At 45.6% G+C, this 21121-nt stretch carries 22 protein-coding genes; 12 read left to right on the plus strand and 10 right to left on the minus strand.

All coding sequences use genetic code 11. The annotated features are described in order from the left end of the window. The first annotated feature begins 131 nt into the window (after positions 1-131). On the plus strand, positions 132-1340 hold the full coding sequence (locus tag CEQ32_RS17735; protein ID WP_001206290.1) for an IS4-like element IS10A family transposase: 1209 nt from the start codon (positions 132-134) through the stop codon (positions 1338-1340). On the opposite strand, the gene CEQ32_RS17740 is transcribed toward CEQ32_RS17735, so the two are convergent. Both CEQ32_RS17740 and CEQ32_RS17745 read right to left on the minus strand, forming a co-directional pair. Further along, on the minus strand, positions 1319-2674 hold the full coding sequence (locus CEQ32_RS17740) for an ATP-binding protein (RefSeq protein ID WP_088586519.1): 1356 nt from the start codon (positions 2672-2674) through the stop codon (positions 1319-1321). The two genes, CEQ32_RS17735 and CEQ32_RS17740, sit on opposite strands and share 22 nt — an antisense overlap. Before the next feature lie 14 nt (positions 2675-2688). Then, on the minus strand, positions 2689-3375 hold the full coding sequence (locus CEQ32_RS17745; RefSeq protein ID WP_037423088.1) for a response regulator: 687 nt from the start codon (positions 3373-3375) through the stop codon (positions 2689-2691). 359 nt (positions 3376-3734) lie between these two features. On the opposite strand from CEQ32_RS17745, the gene CEQ32_RS17750 reads away from it, so the two are divergent. The 4 genes from CEQ32_RS17750 (at position 3735) to CEQ32_RS17765 (ending at position 6334) form a co-directional block, all read left to right on the plus strand. After that, on the plus strand, positions 3735-4223 hold the full coding sequence (locus CEQ32_RS17750; protein WP_050991289.1) for a Spy/CpxP family protein refolding chaperone: 489 nt from the start codon (positions 3735-3737) through the stop codon (positions 4221-4223). 50 nt (positions 4224-4273) lie between these two features. Beyond that, the gene (locus CEQ32_RS17755; RefSeq protein ID WP_047538636.1) at positions 4274-5164 is read left to right on the plus strand and encodes a cation diffusion facilitator family transporter; all 891 of its coding nucleotides are present in this window, start codon (positions 4274-4276) and stop codon (positions 5162-5164) included. 47 nt (positions 5165-5211) lie between these two features. Further along, positions 5212-5622: a hypothetical protein gene (locus CEQ32_RS17760; RefSeq protein ID WP_081990927.1), complete on the plus strand. Its 411-nt coding sequence runs from the start codon at positions 5212-5214 to the stop codon at positions 5620-5622. A gap of 154 nt (positions 5623-5776) precedes the next feature. Next, complete coding sequence (locus CEQ32_RS17765) at positions 5777-6334, plus strand: porin family protein (protein WP_037425095.1); 558 nt, start codon at positions 5777-5779, stop codon at positions 6332-6334. Positions 6335-6402: 68 nt separating this feature from the next. Here the strand turns inward: CEQ32_RS17765 and glnG are convergent, their stop codons facing one another. The 6 genes from glnG to CEQ32_RS17795 form a co-directional block, all read right to left on the minus strand. Beyond that, the gene (glnG, locus tag CEQ32_RS17770; protein ID WP_037423096.1) at positions 6403-7818 is read right to left on the minus strand and encodes a nitrogen regulation protein NR(I); all 1416 of its coding nucleotides are present in this window, start codon (positions 7816-7818) and stop codon (positions 6403-6405) included. 37 nt (positions 7819-7855) lie between these two features. After that, positions 7856-8902, minus strand: a complete 1047-nt coding sequence (gene glnL, locus CEQ32_RS17775) for a nitrogen regulation protein NR(II) (RefSeq protein ID WP_037423098.1) — start codon at positions 8900-8902, stop codon at positions 7856-7858. A gap of 121 nt (positions 8903-9023) precedes the next feature. Continuing rightward, on the minus strand, positions 9024-9557 hold the full coding sequence (locus CEQ32_RS17780; protein WP_037425093.1) for a DUF4124 domain-containing protein: 534 nt from the start codon (positions 9555-9557) through the stop codon (positions 9024-9026). Between the two features lie 294 nt (positions 9558-9851). Next, positions 9852-11009, minus strand: coding sequence for an iron-containing alcohol dehydrogenase (locus CEQ32_RS17785; RefSeq protein WP_037425092.1), 1158 nt, complete (start codon positions 11007-11009; stop codon positions 9852-9854). Positions 11010-11159: 150 nt separating this feature from the next. Then, positions 11160-11756, minus strand: a complete 597-nt coding sequence (locus CEQ32_RS17790; protein ID WP_088586520.1) for a TetR/AcrR family transcriptional regulator — start codon at positions 11754-11756, stop codon at positions 11160-11162. Between the two features lie 113 nt (positions 11757-11869). Next, positions 11870-12181, minus strand: a complete 312-nt coding sequence (locus CEQ32_RS17795) for a pyrimidine/purine nucleoside phosphorylase (protein WP_055647108.1) — start codon at positions 12179-12181, stop codon at positions 11870-11872. Between the two features lie 323 nt (positions 12182-12504). Here CEQ32_RS17795 and CEQ32_RS22880 point away from each other — a divergent pair, with 323 nt between their 5' ends. Next, on the plus strand, positions 12505-12825 hold the full coding sequence (locus CEQ32_RS22880; RefSeq protein WP_192959131.1) for a hypothetical protein: 321 nt from the start codon (positions 12505-12507) through the stop codon (positions 12823-12825). A gap of 10 nt (positions 12826-12835) precedes the next feature. On the opposite strand, the gene ovoA is transcribed toward CEQ32_RS22880, so the two are convergent. Continuing rightward, positions 12836-14935 carry a 5-histidylcysteine sulfoxide synthase gene (gene ovoA / locus CEQ32_RS17800; protein WP_088586521.1) on the minus strand — a complete coding sequence of 700 codons (2100 nt, stop codon included), beginning with the start codon at positions 14933-14935 and terminating at the stop codon, positions 12836-12838. A gap of 293 nt (positions 14936-15228) precedes the next feature. Between ovoA and CEQ32_RS17805 the strand changes: the two genes are divergently transcribed. Further along, complete coding sequence (locus CEQ32_RS17805; RefSeq protein ID WP_055647110.1) at positions 15229-16212, plus strand: prolyl hydroxylase family protein; 984 nt, start codon at positions 15229-15231, stop codon at positions 16210-16212. A gap of 141 nt (positions 16213-16353) precedes the next feature. Then, entirely contained in the window at positions 16354-16749 is a 396-nt protein-coding gene (locus CEQ32_RS17810) for a hypothetical protein (protein WP_037423116.1), read from the plus strand. A gap of 8 nt (positions 16750-16757) precedes the next feature. Here CEQ32_RS17810 and CEQ32_RS17815 read toward each other — a convergent pair whose 3' ends face one another. Further along, the gene (locus CEQ32_RS17815) at positions 16758-16955 is read right to left on the minus strand and encodes a hypothetical protein (RefSeq protein WP_037423119.1); all 198 of its coding nucleotides are present in this window, start codon (positions 16953-16955) and stop codon (positions 16758-16760) included. Positions 16956-17321: 366 nt separating this feature from the next. Between CEQ32_RS17815 and CEQ32_RS17820 the strand changes: the two genes are divergently transcribed. The 4 genes from CEQ32_RS17820 (at position 17322) to CEQ32_RS17835 (ending at position 21111) form a co-directional block, all read left to right on the plus strand. Further along, positions 17322-18161, plus strand: a complete 840-nt coding sequence (locus CEQ32_RS17820) for a PfkB family carbohydrate kinase (RefSeq protein WP_037423122.1) — start codon at positions 17322-17324, stop codon at positions 18159-18161. A gap of 309 nt (positions 18162-18470) precedes the next feature. Next, the gene (locus CEQ32_RS17825) at positions 18471-19928 is read left to right on the plus strand and encodes a sensor domain-containing diguanylate cyclase (RefSeq protein WP_047538607.1); all 1458 of its coding nucleotides are present in this window, start codon (positions 18471-18473) and stop codon (positions 19926-19928) included. A 94-nt stretch (positions 19929-20022) separates the two neighbouring features. After that, a complete protein-coding gene (locus tag CEQ32_RS17830) occupies positions 20023-20715 on the plus strand; it encodes an MOSC domain-containing protein (RefSeq protein WP_088586522.1) in 693 nt (230 codons plus the stop codon). Between the two features lie 39 nt (positions 20716-20754). Beyond that, positions 20755-21111: a DUF4870 domain-containing protein gene (locus CEQ32_RS17835; RefSeq protein WP_037423127.1), complete on the plus strand. Its 357-nt coding sequence runs from the start codon at positions 20755-20757 to the stop codon at positions 21109-21111. Positions 21112-21121: the final 10 nt, after the last annotated feature.

The following is a 21121-nucleotide window of genomic DNA, read 5'->3' on the forward strand; positions in this document are numbered from 1 at the left end:
CTGATATTGACTTCAAGGCCGTGTGCTGAAGAATCCCCTGATGATTTACAAATAAATCATCAAATTAGAGTGGAAGCGCATCTTGTTGCATGATCAAATGGTTTCGCTAAAAACTACACTTGGACAACAAGATGCGCGAAGCCAATATCCTACAACATTCTTTACACCAATACTGCCCAGAACTTCACCTAAAACGATTAAACAGCTTGATGCTGGCCTCTAAGGCACTGATTGAATGTAAGACACTGACCTTGACTGAGTTAGGTCGAAATTTACCAACCACGGCCCGAACCAAGCACAACATCAAGCGCATTGATCGTTTGCTCGGCAACACGCATCTGCATCAAGAACGGTTAGCTGTCTACCAATGGCATGCCAGCCTCATCTGTTCTGGTAACCCTATGCCGATTGTGCTCGTCGATTGGTCAGACATCCGAGAGCATAAACGCATCATGGCTCTGCGCGCCTCAATAGCCTTCAATGGCCGCTCTATTACCCTGTATGAGAAGTCCTATCCCCTATCAGAACAATGCTCTAAGGCCTCCCACAACGGTTTTTTAGCGGACTTAGCCAAGATTTTACCTTTGCATGTTACCCCTCTCATCGTGACTGACGCGGGGTTCAAAGTGCCTTGGTACAAAGAGGTTGAGGCGCATGGTTGGTTTTGGCTAAGCCGTATTCGCGGTACAGTTCAATTTGCAGATATTGGCGCTGAAAATTGGCGTGCAGTTCGCAGTACACATGACTTGGCCAACGGTCAAGCGAAGAGCCTGGGTTGTAAGACCTTGACCAAAACTAACCCTATCAATTGCCATCTCACGCTTTATCGTAGCAAACCTAAGGGGCGTACAAATCAGCGTTCAACGAGGACTAATTGCCACCATCCATCGGCAAAAACGTACTCAACATCGGCGAAAGAGCCTTGGGTGTTAGCCAGCAATTTACCACCAGAATCTCGGAGCCCAAAGCAGCTGGTAAACCTGTACGCCAAACGTATGCAAATAGAGGAAACCTTTCGTGACCTCAAAAGCCCGGCATACGGCTTTGGCTTACGCCAAAGTCGTACCAACAGTCCAGAGCGATTCGACATCATCCTACTGATAGCGTTGATGGTTCAATGCCTGTTGTGGCTAGTTGGTTTACACGCACAGCAACAGGGCTGGGATAAGCATTTTCAGGCCAATACCATTGGGCATCGAACGGTACTCTCAACGATTCGCTTGGGATTGGAGGTGCTCAGGCGGCCTGATTATCAAATCACGGAGAAAGAATTGCTGGCGGCCTGGGTATTATTCGCCAATCAGTTGCTCAAATATGGCTATGCTATGGCTGATTTATGAGGGGATCCTTCAGGGCCGTGTGGCTGACGATTCTCGGCTCTGATTTTACCTTTATGGGCGCTAATGGCCGCTTCGGTAATGGCGAGTCCTAGGCCCCAGCCACCGCTTTCCCGCTGCCTTGCCGAATCGGGGCGATAGAAGGGTTTAAAAATTGACTCAAGTTCAGCAGGATCTATCCCTGGACCATCGTCTTTAATGGTGATCTGTACTTGGCCGCTGGCTTGGCTCGCGCGCAGGTGAATATCGTTCTGGGCATAACGAATCGCGTTGCGCAGCAGGTTTTCTATCGCCCGGGACAGGGATTTCGGATAATGGCTGAGTTCGATGGCTTCATCGATATCGATAGTGATCTTTTTGCCCTGCTGATCGGCTTCAAATTCGGCATCGTCCAATACTTGGCTTAGCGACTCGGCTAAGCCAAGGCGTACCTTAGTCTCATTGGTGCTAAGTTTGACCCGCGATAGCTCCAGCAGCTCGGCAATCAGTTGTTCTAATTGCTCGGCCTCGTAGGCAATGCGGTCGGTTTCTGTAGTTTGTTGGCCTTTCTTACGGGCCAGTGCCAGTGACAATTGCAGGCGGGTCAGTGGGGTGCGCAGTTCGTGGGAAATATCACCCATTAATCGCTGTTGATTTTTGACCATGGCCTCAATCGAGTCCGCCATGCTGTTAAATGCAGTGGCGAGTTGGCCGATTTCATCGTTACGTTGGGTGGTTGCTTTATCCACCCGATTGCTGAGATCACCTTCTGCGAGGGCATCTGCACTTTTCTTGAGTGAACTGAGTGGCTTACCCAAATGCCAAGCGAGTAGGGCGCAGAGTAATCCCGACAGCAGTATGGCCAAACTGAGGGTGAGTAGTTTGTTTTCGATAAAGAAGAAGAACCAGGGCCGAGGATGAATATCTGGCAGTCGACCATAGAGAAAATAGGTTTCTCCCTCCAGAGTAAATTGGTGTGGGCCAAATACTAATTCATCTTTAAATTGGTGGCTAATTGGCTGTTTTTCTTCATCGGCCATCAGCATAAAACTGCGTACACCACGGCTGATTCTATTGGTGTTAATCACTTGGCCTTGGCTATTGGTGAGATACAGCCGCAGCGGTTTGCCTTCCATATCTCGATGCCTCTCCCAGCGGCGCAGAAAATCGGACTTAAGCAGAGTTGGATTTTCTTGAATGCGCTGCGCTACGGTCGCCAGTACTTTTTGCAGGTGGGGCGGTATTGGGGCGCGGTCGTCATTTTGTTGCAACAAAGGCAACAGCCCGACTAAGGCAATAATCAACGAACTACAGAGCCAAAATCCGAGCAGTAATTTGATAAATAAGCGATTAGGCACAGTTGTTCCCGCCGTTATGGTAACCAGATATAACCTTTGCCACGAATAGTTTTCACCCTGGGTCTGCCATCGCTGCGCTCGGGAAGTTTTTTACGTAGATTCGAGAGGTGCATGTCTAGGCTGCGATCGAATGGCATCAATTTTTTACCCAGCACAATTTCATTGAGCTCTTCTTTATTCATCAACTCGCCAGCATGGAGCGCTAAGGTGTGCAGTAGGGTAAATTCTGTGCCCGTGAGGATGATCAGTTGCTCATTGCAATAGGCCTCTTGGCGAGTGGGATCTAAACGCAAATCACCAAACTCTTGCGCGGGGGTTGCATGAATTTCTTGGGCGGTTAAGTGTGAGCGGCGAATGATGGCGCGAATACGGGCGATAAGCTCCCTGTCGTTAAAGGGTTTAGGCAAATAGTCATCGGCACCGATTTCAAGCCCCACCACGCGGTCAATCTCATCACCTCTAGCCGTGAGCATCAGCACCGGTGTTTGCTTGTGTTGGCGCAGGGCGCGCAGCACTTCAAAGCCATTTAATTTAGGCAACATGACATCGAGTAAGATCAAATCGTAATCTGCAGCTAAGGCAAGTTCTAAGCCTTGCTTACCATCGTAGGCTAACGTGAGTTTAAACCCTTCAAGTTCGAGTAATTGTCCAAGGAGTTCTGACAAACCGAGATCATCATCGATTAATAATATCCGACTCATAGTGTTCCTTAATCTGGGTGAACGGGTGCTGCAGACCGGCATAGGCTCAGTAAATCGCAGGCACTTTTAGTACTTTGCCTGAGTATACCCCTTTTGATGTCAATTGCTGTGTAGCAATGTAAGCCAAAGTAAAGAATAGAGAATCTGTTTTACCTAAGCGAGTTCCAGAGTCGAGTTTCTGCTCCTTAAGGTGATTCGGGTATGGTTATTGGCGCAACTTTACACTGATTTACTCAGGTCACGCCCTCACTTACATATGAGGCTTTAGACTGTTATCGTCGAAAGTGATTCGGCTTTTAAAAGGGTCGTCACTATTTCTTATCTTTACAACATGAAGTTGAATTATTGAGGTTAATATGATGAAAACATTATCTCCTTTAAAAGCAGGTCTATTTGCCATCTTAGCAAGCTCCGCAGTATTGGCGACAGCAGTGAGTGCTGAGCCTAGCCAAGGCTGTGATCATTCTCGTGGTGAGTTTCATAAACGTGGCGATCGCATGGAGCATGATGGCATGCATAGAATGTTCGAAGGATTAGACTTAACTGATGCACAAAAAGCGGACATTAAAAAACTGTTTGCTGAGCAACGTGCAGCACGTAGTGATGATAGACCTTCGAAGGAAGAGCGTTTAGCGCACCGAACTGAAATGCATGGGTTGATCACCTCGGCCACCTTCGATGAGGCGCAAGCTAAGGCACTGCTGAGTGCTCAGCAGGAAAAACGTCTAACGCAAGCGATTGAAAGGATGAAGATGCAGAATCAAATTTACAATCTGCTGACGCCCGAGCAACAAGCTAAGTTTAAAGCGCGATTTGAAGCACAAGCTGCTAAAGAACCTCGCAGTTAAGCTTGTAAGCTGATATACAATAGAGTCATAGCTTCCCGATATAGACCCCTATGACTGAAACTTCCCAATACGATTTTTGGGTCAAATTAGCTAGCCGCGCTTCCGTGGCTACTGCTTTGACCCTTATCACAATCAAACTGTTAGCTTGGTTGTATTCCGGTTCTGCCAGTATGTTGGCATCCTTGACGGATTCATTCGCCGATGCACTCGCCTCGATTATCAATTTTATTGCCATTCGCTATGCTCTCGTTCCCGCAGATCATGACCACAGATATGGCCACGGTAAAGCTGAGCCATTAGCCTCGCTAGCGCAATCGGCTTTTATTATGGGATCGGCATTTCTATTGCTATTTTATGGCGGCGAACGTTTGCTAAATCCTTCACCCGTTGAAAATGCCACCTTAGGCGTAGTGGTTTCTGTGGTCGCAATTGTGCTGACACTCGCCTTAGTTTTGCTGCAAAAACGGGCGCTAGCGGCAACGAATAGCACAGTGGTGGAAGCCGATTCGTTGCACTATAAGTCAGATTTATTTCTCAATGCCGCGGTGCTTTTAGCACTCATATTGTCTCAATATGGCTGGTGGTGGGCGGATGGTCTATTTGCAGTACTGATTGCCTGTTACATAGGCCGGCAGGCTTTTGATTTAGGTTACCGCTCGATTCAAGCATTGTTAGATCGTGAGTTAGATGAAGAAACCCGCCAGCGGATAAAACAAATTGCTAAGGAAGATCCAAGAGTATTAGGGCTTCATGATTTACGGACGCGCCAAGCAGGTAAAACCATTTTTATTCAATTCCATTTGGAGTTAGACGGCCATTTAAGCCTAAACGAGGCCCACAGTATTGCCGATACCACAGGGCTTAGGGTAAAGGCCGCCTTTGAAGATGCCGAGGTGATTATTCACCAAGATCCCGTACAAGTGGAGCCAATGACTCAATAACCGCGGTAAAACACTAAAGCGATTATTGACATACCAAAGGAGTGGTTATGCCATGGATGCAGCGGCAGTCTCACCTGTTTGATGCTAATACGCGGCTCATCTGCCGTTATCATCGATTGTCGACTCGCTTTGAGTTGATTGCCGAGCATGTCCCCAGCGCGAGCGGGGGACTTGACTCAAACCTCTCTGATCATAATCTAGTGAATCTTCCTATGGGCGTTTGGAGCGAGCTTATCCTGCGTCAATCCTTATATTATTGGCCGAGAATTATTCCGTTCAATATTGCGCAGCGGGAGTATCGACTACATGTTTGGCCATTATTAATGTGGCGCAGCCGGGTAATTTGTGCACTATCGGGAAAAGTCATGATTAGTGAATGCCTCGATGAGCGAAAACGTCGTTCCCTTATTCGTTGGTGTTATTTCGCGATTATGAATGTATTGCGAGTCGTTAGTTAATGCTTAAGTCTCTTCTCATACATGCTCGTTTTATTTAAAGCTGAATGCTTTCTGTATAAAGTGTATTTAACCTTTACAAACTATTACTCTTATTTTGTGTTTGTTATATTATTCGCGGCGTTTACTACTTAAGTTAACTCATTAGGGAAATGTAATGAAAAAACTATCTTTAGTTGCGGGTTCTTTACTAGCAGTATTAGTGACAGGCCAAGCTGTAGCGGCAGCTGACACCACAGGTTTTTATGTGGGTGGTGCACTAAATCGCGTGACTGTTGATGTGCTTGATGATGGAGAAACAGGGACAGGTTTCGGTGTATACGGTGGTTACAACTTTAACGAATGGTTTGGTTTAGAGGCGAATTTATTTGCAACTGGCGATTTAGGCGATAACGATGTCGATATTTCTGCGGGTGCACTTACTTTTACCCCTAAGTTTACTATGCAAATCAATGATATGTTCTCAGCTTATGCAAAGGTCGGTGTTGCATCTATGGCTATGAATATTGACGGTTTTGGTTTTGATGAAGATTTCACAGGCTATGGCTGGACCTACGGTGTTGGTATTAACGCTGCTGTGACAGAGCATTTAAATGTTCGCTTGAGTTACGATGTTACTAGCGGTGATTTAGACGCTGACCACAATTATTTAAATGTGAAAGATATCGATACCGATATTAAACAACTGGCGATTGGTGTGCATTACCAGTTCTAATTATTTAGATTTAATCTAAATAATAAAAAAGGGATATCACTATCCCTTTTTTGCTTTTAAATGGATGGTTAATCCATAGACAATTCTTTCAGTTTTCGCGTTAAAGTATTTCTGCCCCAGCCTAAACGTTTTGCCGCTTCTTGTTTATGCCCTTGTGTATGTCTCAATGCGGTTTCGAGTAATATGCGCTCAAAGGCAGGCTGTACTTCGGTTAATAAATCGCTATTTCCCTCAGACAGTTTTTGGTCGATCCACTCGGTGAGTGCCGATTGCCAATCTTGGCTGCCTTTCGCCATTGGATTAATACTGGTAGGTTCCTTAAGTAACTCGGGCGGCAAGTCTTGGGGCAGGATTTCTTGTCCTGAGGCCATGACGGTGAGCCAGCGACAAGTGTTCTCGAGTTGTCTAACGTTGCCCGGCCATGGCAATTGCGATAGCTTAGCGGCGGTCTCCTTGGTGAGGATTTTGGCTTCGACACCAATCTCCTTGGCGGCGGAGGCTAAAAAGTGGCTAGCAAGCTGAGGAATATCCTCACGGCGTTGTGACAGCGGTGGCAAATGGATACGAATCACATTGAGGCGGTGGAATAAGTCTTCCCTAAATCCGCCTTTTAGGACTAATTGCTCAAGATCTTGGTGGGTGGCAGCAATGATGCGCACATCCACTTGTACAGCACTGTGGCCGCCGACTCGATAAAACTGTCCATCGGCGAGAACCCGTAGCAAACGGGTTTGCACGTCTAGCGGCATATCGCCGATTTCATCTAAAAACAGGGTGCCGCCGTTAGCTTGCTCAAAGCGCCCTTGACGCACGTTAGCCGCACCAGTAAAGGCGCCTTTTTCGTGGCCAAACAGTTCTGATTCGATTAAATCCTTGGGAATCGCCGCCATATTCAAGGCGATAAAAGGTTTATCTTTACGCGGACTGTGCTTATGCAGTGCGCCTGCGACTAGCTCTTTACCTGTGCCTGATTGGCCATTGATCAGTACGCTGATTGAAGAGCGCGACAACCTACCAATGGCACGAAACACTTCCTGCATCGCGGGGGCTTCACCGATAATTTCGGGGGTTTTGACTTGAGTTTCCTGCGCCGCTGGCGTTGGACTTTGCTCTGTTGCATGGGTCAGCGCACGCTCAACGAGGGAAATTGCTTCATCAATATCAAAGGGTTTTGGCAAATACTCAAACGCCCCAGCTTGATAGGCACTCACGGCACTGTCTAAGTCCGAATGCGCCGTCATGATGATAACGGGAATATGCGGATAGTGGATTTGCAGTCTTTCAAGCAGAGTTAAGCCATCGGTGCCCGGCATACGAATATCCGAGACGATGACCCGTGGTTGGGCAATCTCTAATGCTTGCCAAAGTGATTCGGCCGCAGCAAAGCTGGCGGTGCTGAGTTTAGCGCCTTGGAGCGCTTTTTCGAGCACCCAACGTATTGAGCTATCATCGTCGAGGATCCACACTTGTTCACTGATTCGCATTTTGCTTCCTCATACGGTATGCGTTTGTTTTGCTTAATTATTTTGCGCTTAAAATCGGTAGAGAGATAATAAATTCTGTGTGTCCTGGGCTGGAGACGCAATCAATTCTGCCCGAGTGTAATCTGGCAATGTTGTGGGCAATCGATAGACCCAGCCCAGAACCTTGCTCACGGCTGGTGACCATGGGATAAAAAAGTGTGTCCATGAGCTCAGGCGGAATGCCTGGGCCATTGTCGATAATGGACAGGGTCAGTACGAGCTTGTGGCGCTGCGAACCGATAGTGACCTGATGTTGCGTGCGGGTGCGGATTAGGATTTCGCCACCTGTATGCTCAAGGGCTTGCACCGCATTCTGCAAAATATTCAGCACGGCTTGCTGCATTTGATCTGGGTCCATCTCGATATCGGGAATCGAGGGATCATAATCCCGCTTCAACTGGATATTGGCTGGCAGTGCGATTTCCACCAACTTGTACACTTTTTGCACCACTTGATGAATGTTATGCAGACTATGTTGAGTGGGGCGCTGCGGGCCAAGCAGTCGGTCGACTAAGCTACGCAGCCGATCAGCTTGTTCGATGATGAGATTGGTAAATTCCTTTTGCGCGGGATCGTCGAGTTCCCGCGAGAGCAATTGCGCTGCGCCACGCAAGCCGCCTAAGGGGTTTTTAATCTCATGGGCTAAGTTACGCACTAAGAATTGTGCCGCCTGCTGCTGTGCATCTTGGCTAAGTTGCTGGTGGATACGTCGTTGTTGGTCGACTTGCCTAAGTTCAAGCAGGCTCAGCTGTGCTTCATCCTCGAGCGGGATCAGTGTCAGATCGACGGTGTGATGCTGGGCATCTAAGGTGACTAACGTCGCGGTGTTAACGGTGAGACTTTGCCCAGCCTTTACCGCATCGCTAAGGAGCTGAGCGTCGACACCTAGCGCTTGATAATGCTCGGGTAATGCTTGTTCGACTAGCCTGTGGCTACCGACACCTAACAGTTGCTCTGCAGCGGCGTTGGCATAACAAGGCTTAAGATCCTTATCGATGACCAGTACCGCGGTCACTAAATGATTGAGCAGAGTCTCTTTATCCATCTACCGTTCCTGAAAATAGGGTTGCACCCTTATGTTGCACCGATTTGGTGCATGCTGCAACTCGACTTCGTCAAACGGCTTAATGTATTTCTTACAACCTAACTAATTATTATTAAACAACTTAATTTGATTTTGGTTGCTTTTTAGGTGCTGGAATCATCGCCGCTTGATGAAGAAATATCTTTCTTGGTGAGCTAGATGCAAAGACTTTGCCGTTTTGAGTCATCGCATCGACAACAATGGTATGTTCACCTCTGTCGATGTTGCTCAACTGAAATGTGCCGCCAATTTGGGGTTGGCCGATGGCTTTACCATCGAGTTTAAGGGCCATCAAATATTGGCTCTTGATTTCAGGGGTGACTGTGGCTGTGACTTGGAAATCGCCATTATTATCCCTGACGGTTTCTTCTTCTTCAGGGGAAGTTATGACGACTTGGTATTTGGTTTGTTCAATGGCTTGCGAGTCATTTGTATCAGGGTTTACGGGGGGAAGAGTAATTTGGTTTAGCGTTTTTTCTTTTAATTCAACAATCTCAGCATTTGGATGTGGCTCATCGGAATAATGAACTTTACCGTTCTTATCGACCCACTTATATACTGTTGCCTGCGCGAATAAGCTAAGCAGCACTAAGCTGATGAGAGTAAAGAAACGCATGCAAAAATCCTTTTATCAGTAAGATAAGATTATCCAAGAGTAGTCGTTTTTTCATCAAAAATCATGGTGTTTGTGCATCAGTAATGAGGATTTATCGGCGATAAACGGGTTTACAAGATGACAAGGTGTGACTGAATGATGTCGCTAACGCCATTACAAATATTTCTTTAAAACTTGATGCCCCTAAGTGTGAGTACCCTTTGCCCCGTTTGAGGGAATATCAACGCACCATTATGGTGCGTTGATAGTGTAAAGTCTCACGGCAGCATGGGATTGCAGAGGTGTGAGATTGAACTATAAGGCGAGGGTTAAAATATCGCGGCTCATGGCGGGATCGATATTGCCATGTTCACCTAAAGCAACCATGCCATGTTTCTCGAGTTGAGCAACAACCGCATCGACAGCTTCTTTACCTAAATCATAGCCAGATAAGTGCGTTGCAATGCCCATGGCTTCGAAAAATGCTTGGGTTTTCGCAATCGCGGCCTCGATTCGTTCGTCTTCGGAGCCTGTGGTGATATGCCATACTCTGTCTGCAAATTGCAGTAATTTTTCACGCTTAGCCGTTTTAGTGCAGCGTAATAGTGCTGGCAATACAATGGCTAAGGTACGGGCATGGTCAATATCATAGAGTGCGGTGAGCTCATGGCCAATCATGTGAGTTGCCCAATCATGCGGAACGCCTGTGGCAATCGTGCCATTGAGTGCCATAGTCGCGACCCACATCAAGTTAGCGCGGATATCGTAATCTTCAGGCTTTGTGAGTGCTTGTGGGCCTAATTCAATCAAAATTTGCAGTAAACCTTCGGCAAATCTGTCCTGCACCGCGGCATTGACTGGGTAAGTGAGATATTGCTCGGTGATATGCACAAACGCATCGACAACACCGTTCGCCACTTGTCTTTCCGGTAGGGTAAAGGTTTTGGTGGGATCGAGGATGGAGAATTGTGGATACACTAAATCGTTACGGAATGGCAGCTTTGCTTTCAAAGATTTACGGGTCACCACACTGGCGTTGTTCATCTCTGAACCTGTGGCCGGTAGGGTTAATACCGAGCCAAATGGCATGGCTTTGGTCACCTTGGTGCCCCAGCTCGTGAGAATATCCCAAGGCTCGCCTTCAAATACCGCAGCAGCGGCAACAAACTTAGTGCCATCGATGACCGAACCGCCACCAACGGCGAGTAAGAAGTCGATATGTAATTCACGTACTTGCGCGACCGCTTGCATCAGAGTTTCGTAGGTTGGATTGGGTTCGATCCCCTCAAATTCGACCACAAAACGATTTCCAAGCGCTTGTTTTACTTCAGCTAAGGTACCTGTTCGTTTGGCGCTGCTGCCGCCAAATAGCACCATCACTCTGGCATTGCTAGGCACTAAGGTGTCGATTTCAGCTATGGTATTTTTACCAAAATGAATACGAGTTGGATTGTAGTAGGTGAAATTAAACATACTGCTATTTGTCCTATGGTTGGAAAATGAATTTAGTAGACCAGTCGTCTATATTTGTTTGGCTACTAAATGATAAATCAAGCCGACGAGGCGATATTTCATTGTTCATTAACGGGTTGCTGATTAATTGGTGTGCCAGTGTTGCTGGCATTAACCCATGGTTTTGGTCTTTAAAATAGATTCGGTCATTGCAAGGGCGCGCTCTAAAGCTGCGCGGCTGTGGCCGAGTTTATTCATCAAACTGGCGCCGAGCCACATGTGATACAACAACTCTGCTGTTGCCTGAGCATCCTGTTCACAGATGGATTTATCGGCAATCCCCACTTGAATGCACTGGGTTAAGCGCTCAATGATGCCAGCCGACCCCATTAAAAGCACAAGGCGCATAGCCTCAGAGAGATCGGCCACCTCAGCACTTAACTTAACGACTAGGCATTTTTGATCGATACAACCGTCCTGCTGCACGTGCAACCATCTTTGCCAGTATTGCATTTGGCGATCAAAGCCTGAGAGCTGTGGGTTGGCAAATAAGCTATCAAGCTCTGTTTGGTATTGCTCAAAATAACTGGTTAACAGTGCCTCACCGAATTGCTCTTTGGATTCAAAGTAATGGTAAAACGAGCCTTTTGGTACTTGGGCGGTCTTGAGTAATTGGGCTAATCCTAGACACGAAAAGCCTTGCTTAACGATCAGCGAGTAACCGACGTCGAGAATATGCTGACGGGTTGATTGGGTTTCTGTTTTCATGGCGCAGGAGTCTATAGCAAATTAGACCAGTCGTCTAGTGTGTGGTTTTTATACAGACGTATTGTGTAAACAGCGGAATGCTCAGTTGGCTAAGCATTCCATCGACTTGAACGCTATAGATAGCAGCAGCAATATTCTGCTATGTCGCTATTGCGAATTTTAAAGCTGACATTGGCCGCAAGCTCAAACTGGCTGCCTTCGCTAAATATTTGCCAAGTTGAGCTATTTGGCAGTAATACCTCAAAACTGCCGCTAGTAACTTGCATGATTTCACCCTGCGAGGTGGAAAACTCGTATTCTCCTGGAAGCACTACGCCTAGGGTTTGTTTACTACCGTCACTGAAAAATACACTGCGGCTAGCGACCTTACCCTCAAAATAGATATTGGCTTTTTTGGCTACTGCTACTTGCTCAATTCGTTCCATCCCGTGCTCCAATTACTGTATGTTTTGTGAATATGTATGCAATTCAAAGTTATTTTAATTCGGTCGTCAATATGATTTTTACTCTGTAGCTGTTTAATAAATAGGATGTTGTGCACACAGGATTTGTTTTGGGTGTAAGTGCATAAACTTTCTAAGTTATTCTATGTTATTACTCGTTGGTGTTGGCATACCCAATAAAATAATCTGGCTTAGCAACCATAGTGCAGGTGATGGCTGGAGGAGGTACTTTATATTAGGTTAAAGACTTCTGATAGAGCTCTATTATGCTTCGACTTGCCTAAAGCACTTTGAACTTGCGCTGAATGAACAGATGTTTAATGCCATTGGTATTAGGGCGTGTTGACGTTTCGAGATTAGATTTTGTTCGTTCTAGCAAGCACGTGCTCGCGAAACGAGGAATGATGTCTAGTTATTCTACTGAAATATCAACACGCCATAGTAGAGGAATACAGTGCTGTGATAAGCCTAGCCGCTTCCTGAAGAGAGAGTTTATTGGCTTAGCAAATCAACTTGGTTATGGTAAGCAATATCAAAAGCAGATCCTTGCCATTGGGGCCGCGAATGTCACAGAGCTGTCTGTTATGCATCCGCCAGAAGTGATTCTCTGGCGGATTTTTTCCTAAATGTTTTCGGTTATCGTTTACGCCAGATCGTCATTTCTGAGAGGGAATGTTGGAACTTGCGTTTAGTTTCACGGATAACAAAGGGGATTTCCTTAACCGCGACTAGCTCAAATTGGCCGATCAAGGTTTCGGTCAACCCATCTAAAGTGGTGAAGTTTTCCCCTTTTACTTTGATGCCTCCGAGCCATTTCTCTTTTGGTGTGTAATCCTCAAGCCAAGTATAAGGTGATGCAATCACTAGGTAGCCACCTTGGTTAATGCGTTGGCCAATACTGGTGAGGAAATGTTTGGGATCGTTCAACCTGTCGATAAGGTTTGAGGCATAAACTAAGTCGTAACCTGTGTAGATCGGCTTAAGATTACAGGCATCACCTTGCATGAAGTTGACTTTTTTGGCTTCTTCTTGGTAGCCCAGTTTAGCAAGGCTGACACTCTTAAACTCTTGTAAATCGCCCTCGGTGCGGATGGTATAGCGTTTTTCGCCTTGTTCAGTCAGCGCGTAGGCTTGTTGAATAAAACGAGCCGAAAAATCGATACCGTCAACATGGTCGAACACTTTAGCTAACTCAAAGCTGGCTCGGCCCACCGAACAGCCGATGTCTAATGCCTTCGCGGTATGCTCAAGTTGGATTTCGTTTAACGCCTGTTGAACGCCATTAACGCAGAAATTCGGGACGCCAAAATATTGAGCGCCATAATGGAATTCTAAGTATTGAGAAATCAGTTCATCGGTTTCGTACACATTAACCTCGGCCATTTGCTCTGGGTTTTGCAGGGACTCCACATATCGAAATCCGGCATGTTGGTAGAAGTGACGGCGAAACGCGTAGCGAGAGGCTGCAATGGCTTCATTGCCCGTCGAGATCCAAGAGCCCCCTTTAATCAGGTTATGTTTACCATCGAAAGTTGGCGTTGAAAAATCATCGTAGAGTGGATGCACTGCAAAGCCATTAAAACCATCGATAGCAGTTTCGGTCCATTGCCAGACATTACCGACAATGTCGTAAAATTCATTATGTTTAAAGCGATTTACCGGACAAGAGGAAGCGTAGTAGGCCAGCGAGATATTCCCTGGTACTTCTTGCCAGTCGGGGGCATCGGTTGGAATATTTTCTCGTAAAATATACCATTCCGCCTCAGTCAGAAGGCGGATGTTGCTTTGAGTCTGGCGCGCTTTCCAATAACAAAACGCTTTAGCTTCGAGTTGATTGACTTCAACTGGCCAATTAAGGGGAAGTGGAATTTCGCTGGTAAGATTTCGTTGCCACCATTTGCCCTCATATCGGCGCCAAAAACGTGGCATCTGGGCTTGAGTGTAAGCCAGCCATGCACGACCTTCTTCATTCCAAAACTCGGGCGATTGATAGCCACCGGCTTCAACAAAGCCCAAATATTCTTGATTACTCACTAAATACTTTGAAGCTTTAAAGTCTGCCACTTTAAAGCTCTTATTGCCGTATTCGTTGTCCCAGCCGTAGGTTTCATCTTGCTCTTTTTTACCTAAAGTGATTTTTTTGCCCGCCACAGCAATCAGCTGGTTAGCGTCTATCGTTCCATAGTCTTGGCACTCAGGCCAGTGAGCGCTTGGGGATACTTCTTCTAAAGGCAACTGACGGATAATGACTGATGAGGTTTCTAAATGGATACGTTCATGTTCAATCCCCATCAAAATGACCCAAGCAGGGCTGTCCTGAGTGATAGGCAAGGTGATTGGCATAGTATCAATTAATTGGTTAACAACGCGATTTACCTTGTCTCGATAGTCTTTTACCTCGGTGACCGTTGGCCATTGGTAGTGGGTTTCATTGAGATCGTCCCAAGACATCTCGTCAACACCAATAGCAAACATCGACTCAAAATGATCGTTGACCCTCTCCTCAAGATATTTGCCCAGTTTGAGCTTATTGATGTAGAAGGTCGCGGTGTGGCCAAAGTAAAAAATCAGCGGATGGCGTAAAGGCTCGGCTTTTAAATAATAGGCATGGTCGTGTTTTATCAACTCGAAGAGCGACTCATAGAGCGTCCAAGTTTGGTTGAAGTAGTGCTTAAGTGCTTGACGTTTTAGCGTTTCATTATCACCCGTAAGTTTGAGTGTTTGCAAAACAGGCATGTTCGATTTCTCCATAGGGCAAGCGGGTGCCATTGTTGTTGCCATGGGTTGTCAGGCTCAATACGTCACGGTTGGTTATCGGATCACTTTACCAACAAAATGTGGCAGTTATTTATCTGAGTTTTCAAGCTAACAGAAACCAAGCCTGAGATGAAACTAGGATTGTATTTTTGTACTCAAGATTGATAGAGAAAAAAGACGATAAAACGATCGATTGTAAATAAAATGTTTCTTAGCAGGTTCGATTCAGTTTTAATGAGCATAGTAGGGTTGAGTTGTGAATAGGTCTTTATATGCAGCAGTTATTTGTTCAATTATTAGAAGAGCGTTATTTCAATCGTTTGCCTGAGGCGTTAGTACTTAAGTTGGCAACTGAGTCGGCTGATTTTGTGCGTTTTTGGTTGGTTCACTGCATGCGTAGTATGGTTTCTGAAAGAGAGCTGGCCATTGCTTTGTTTTTTAGTGCTGAGTGGGAGCTAGAGGAACTAGCGAGTTTAAAATCGTTCTGGGGGGCCTATGTTTTGATGGAAGATCCTCTGCAAGCGCAAGAGGTTAAAGCACAATTTTGTTATTTCGTACCTTGGCTAAAAACGATTACGCCCCGCCACGCTGATGCGATCAGTGTGTTTGCTGCGCTATTGGCTTTTGAGCGCAGGCCGACTTCAGCCGGGAAGCAACTGCAATCGGCAACGCTGTCCCACTCACAACTCCCAGTGAATTTATTAGACGATATTAAGAGATGTTCATTGCCCCATTTGCGGCCTATTACTGTGTATGGACATCAGGGAAAGGGGAGTGTCGAAAGTGGTATCCGCAACAACATGCATTACCCCACACCGATTCCTAATGACAATCTTGCAATGGCTTGTGTTGAAAGAGTCATTGCCAAGTTTGCAGGGGTTAAGTTGGCGTTTGCGGAACCCATCGTTGTACTTCGGTACGAGCCTGGCCAGTTCTATCAATGGCATTATGATGCAATACATGCATATACGGCTGAAATTGAAGCCGAATTGGCACGTTTTGGCCAAAGGTCAAAAACGGCTATTTTGTATCTTAATGATGATTTTGACGGAGGCGAAACGGAGTTCAAGGCACCTTATATACAAGTCAAACCTGAGACTGCCGCTATTTTGGTTTTTGACAATACGGATCAAACAGGCAAACCCATTCCTTCCTCATTGCACCGTGGCTGTGAGGTAACAGCGGGGCAAAAATGGGTTTGTACCCAGTGGTTTAGAGATAAGCCGTTTTGGTTAAGAGCGGGCTTGTTCAGCTAGTTTTATCAGCATTTGATAAGGGAATTGTGGTTTACTGGATTGCGCAAGGATAAAATTATTTTATCTTTGGGCAGTATTTTATCGGCTAAGGTTAGGGCAGAATGTTCACGTCCGTAAAATTATTATGCAGGATATAACGGGATGGCAATGAACGCATTATGGATACCCGCTTGGTATGAGCTTGATCCGTCGATCGTTGTGGGCGTGACTGAAGAGTTTTTATTTCATAAACCCGCTACCAATGAGGTATTAAGACTTTACAGCGGAGCGAATAAAACTGAAGCAGTTAAGGCTACTGGGGCAATTGCAAGCATTCACCACAAAGTCTTGGGGGATATTGAAAGTGTGGATGCGCAGGGGCTTGATTATACGATTGTTTTAAAAGATGGCCGTCGTTTATTGGTGAATGCTGAGGAAGATCCTGGCCTACTTTACGAATGGGTTGATGACAGTTGGCAACCGTCGGAGATGGTTATTCAGGATTGGCAACTTGAGGTCAAGTTTGCATCACTTTCGCCATTTAAGGCGGTTGATTAATTCTCGTGTTATTTTTCAGAGCAGTCAGGCTCACTTTGTTGAATCGACTGCTCTTCAAACAAGATTTGTAGTAATCGATATTCGTATTGGATTTTAGCTACATAATCATCATGAAAGTCCAGCAGATTAAATTCCTCTACGCATTGTCGATAACGGCGTAATTGTTCTTCGCCATCCATATCCTGATGTAGCCAGCCCATTAACATACGAATTCCTTTCGTTTTTATCCTTGGCACCAAGTTTAACCTTTTTCTAATTTAAGGCTCGCTTGAATCTTGGTGATATTTTTATGTTTTCATGAGTAAGGCTTACCTTTTTCAAGATTATTCATATTATTTATCATGTTCTTAATCGAACATCGTCTTTAACTGTTTAGCCTGAATGTGTGGTGTTGCTGAATTTGATTATGGTCAAGGTCTTACAACAAAAGCCCGTTTAAGCTGACATTTGATGAATAATAGGTATTAGATACTCAGATTGTGCCACCTCGCATTTTGGTCTAGATTGGGGGCTCTTTTAGCCCCAAACGTGTCCCGGTTGGGCGTGGTATTCTCTTTCAATGGAGCCTTGTCATGGCAAATATTTTGCTGGTGGCCAACCTTAACTGTGACCGCGTGTTAATCCTTGATAAACCTTTAAAAACCGGTGGTCGCTTTCATTATCAAGATGGCGGTCAACGGCTAGGCGGCGGTGGGGCGAATACGGGGCTTGGACTTGTTTGGGCTGGTCATCGAGTTGCATTAGTCAGCCAAGTGGGTCGGGATGAAATGGGGGATTGGGCTATCGCCGAGGCTAGTACCCAAGGGCTTGATTGTCGTTTAGTGCAGCGCCGCGCAGGGAATACCTGTGAGATGCTGCTGGTGATGACTCCTGACGGTGAGCGCACCATTATCCGCCCGCAGCGGCCAGTTTTTGAGTTATCGGTTCCACCAAAATGGCAGCATTGGGATGCGTTGTATTTTAATACATCAGCGGAAGGGACTGTAAGTTGGGCTAAAACGGCACTCGATCATTGCCTTGTGATCGCGCAACTTGCCAAGGATGATAGACCACGCCCTTGCCATGTACTACTTGCTTCTATGAGTGATATGCATGGACGATGTGATGTCGCCTCTTGGGATTACGGTGTAAGCATTGGTGGGGAATCATTACGTTATTTTGTGGTGACTGATGGTGTCCGTGGCGCGAAGGTTTATACCCAAGATGATGTGCAGCATGTGCCTGCGGTGCCTGCTGAGGTTGTCGACACCACGGGTGCAGGGGATGCCTATGCTGCTGGGCTTATTCATGGACTCTGTGCTGGCAAATCTATCACTCAAGCAATGGCTGAAGGTGCTGTTTGGGCGGCTTTTGCAGTCGCAACAGACAGTTCTATTCCTGGTGAAGCTTTAAAACAGTATTTAGAAGCATAATGCTGGAAATGGGCTGCAAGTGTTAAACAATTTGGAGGTCATTTTTCTGTCATCTTGGATTGATAAAGTGTGCACAGTGACGGAGAGCTCTTGTCCTTTAACGTTTGCTTGCGCTTTTCTCCCATTTTGTTGGTTCGCTTGTTTGCCTCGTTTCCCCAACGGGGCATTTTTTTACCTCGAATAATGTTATTTCGTCGAAGAACATTCATATAGCGGAAATATTGTGCGGTCATTGAGGGATTGCGTTAACATTTAGGTAACTCACCACGCTACTACAAAATAATAAGCCTACTGCTGTTGGAGTTGGAAATGGGCAATCACGTTTGGAATGATAAAAAGAAGTTTATTTGGCTACTTTCTGTGTTGTTGCTAGTTGCCTTTTTAGTGACCAGTGGTATTAGCTATAAAGTGGCCCATGACTCTTTGAGTCAGCAAATTGAAAGTAATACTTTACCTTTAACAAGCGATAATATTTATTCAGAAATTCAACAAGATCTACTACGTCCGATCTTTATTTCCTCCCTTATGGCACAGGATACCTTTGTGCGTGATTGGACATTAAACCATGAGCAAGAGCCTGAAAAGCTGATCCGTTATCTGAAAGAAATCCAGGATAAGTACGATACTGTCACCAGTTTTTTTGTTTCAGAACAGAGTCGCAACTACTACCACTCATCGGGGGTGTTAAAGAAAATCCAAGATATTGAGCCTAATGATGCTTGGTATTTTCGTGTCCGTTCGTTACCAGAATCAGAACATTATGAAATTAATATCGATGCTGATACCGCTGATCGCACTAAAACAACCGTATTTGTTAACTATAAAGTTTTTGATTTTGAAGGTAAGTTTATGGGGGTTACTGGCGTTGGCCTTGCAGTTGAAAAGGTCAAGGCGCTGATTGAACTCTATCAAAAGCGTTATAACCGTCGGGTTTTTTTCACCGATAGACAGGGGAATGTCACTCTCCATGGTGATGAATATGATGGCGCTAATTCACTGCAAGCCAGCACTGGCTTGGAGCAACTATCAACGCGCATTTTAACTAGCCCAAGCGCCGCATTTAGCTATCAGCGCAACGGTAAAACGGTCTACTTAAACAGTCGATTAGTGCCTGAGTTCAAGTGGTATTTAATTGTTGAGCAAGAAGATGCTCCGCAAGAACAAGAACTGCTTAATACCTTTTGGGGGAACTTAGCCCTAAGTTTGGTCGTGACCATAGGTATTTTGTTTATTTCAAACATGACCTTAGGGCGCTATCAGCGCAAACTTGAGGTTATGGCATCAACTGACAAACTCACTGGTGCAGCTAATCGACAAGTCTTTGAAGAGTATTTCCATCAGGCATTAGACAAAGCTAATTTGTCGCAAACTCCTATTTCAGTTCTCCTTGTCGATATCGACCACTTTAAAAAAGTGAATGATAGCTATGGTCATAGTATTGGTGATTTAGTGCTAAAAACGGTCACTAACCTGCTACGTAGCCAGCTAAAACAGCAAGATATACTTTGCCGTTGGGGTGGGGAAGAGTTTTTGGTGTTATTGCCAGAGATGGATTTAAGCCATGCGGCAGAGTTGGCGGAACGTTTCCGTGATTCGATTTCTCAGCGCGAGTTGAAGGTCAATGGAGTACATATTGCTATCACAGTCAGTATTGGTGTTGCAGAATATCAAAAGCTTGAACCGGCAGAGGATTTAATAAAACGAGCCGATTTAGCTTTATATCAAGCGAAAGAAGCTGGCCGTAATCAAGTAGTGTTAAATCAGTGATATCCAGATCTTAGAGCACGCTCTATTTGTTTAGAGTATGTAATACTTAGCGTTTTTATTTGGCCCCGTGTGGCGACAATGATGGGAGTAACCAATGTCGACCTTATTGGTAAACAGATTATCGGGTTTGTATTTAGGGGCGAGCCTGCAAGAAATTAGCGGCATTTCAACTGGCATTGACGGTAAAAAATCGGCGCAGCAATTAGTGGTAAATGTCGACCATGTGGAGGGCGATGCACAGGCTGATCCTAAACATCATGGCGGACTTGACCGAGTATTGCATCATTTTCCCCGTGAGCATTATGGTCAATACCGTCGTTGGGATTTAATCACCCAACTCGAAGATGCACCGAGCATGGGTGAAAATATCAGCACGGTTGGCTTAAATGAAACCGAGGTCAATATAGGGGATGTGCTGCAAATCGGTGCCGTCACAGTGCAAGTGACTCAGCCGCGCTCACCTTGCTTTAAATTGAACCTGCAATTTGGCCATAGAGACTTTGCCCTTGCCATGCAGCAGAGTCAGTTATGCGGTTGGTTTTACAGAGTATTAATCCCAGGTGTGATTCAGTTAAGCGACAAGATAGAATTAGTCGAGCGTAAAACTGATATCAGCGTTGCCGAGGCGATGGCGCTGTATTTTTCTCCTCAATATAACGCTAAAGCCTATGATAGACTCGCCTCCTGTGAAGGGCTGGCACAAAGCTGGGTGAATAGCCTACAGCGCCGCTTAGCAACGCAGCAAGTCGAAGATTGGCAAATGCGTTTGTATGGCCCAAAGAGCTAATAACTTTTATATTTCAAACAATAATACAGGGAAAGTGTCATGATAGAGTCAGTGACGAAGAGCGAGAAAGATTTTGGTTTACTGGTGTATGCCTCTAGTTTAATCGGGTATTTAGTACCATTAGGCTCCATCCTTGGTCCGCTCATTTTGTGGCTGATGAAGCGTGAAGAGTCGGCTTTTGTCGATCAATGTGGGCGCAGCTGTCTGAACTTTAAGCTAAGCCTACTAATCTACGTGATCATCAGTGGGATATTAGCGTTTGTAGGCATTGGATTTATCTTGCTTATCATCCTCGGCATTTTGGACTTAGTCTGTACTATCCTAGGCATAGTTAAGGCCAGTGAAGGGCAGGTTTATCGCTATCCACTGACAATCAAGTTTCTCTCCGATAACTAATCGCCTTTTA

The sequence above is a fragment of the Shewanella sp. FDAARGOS_354 genome (assembly GCF_002209245.2).
Lineage (GTDB): Bacteria > Pseudomonadota > Gammaproteobacteria > Enterobacterales > Shewanellaceae > Shewanella > Shewanella xiamenensis.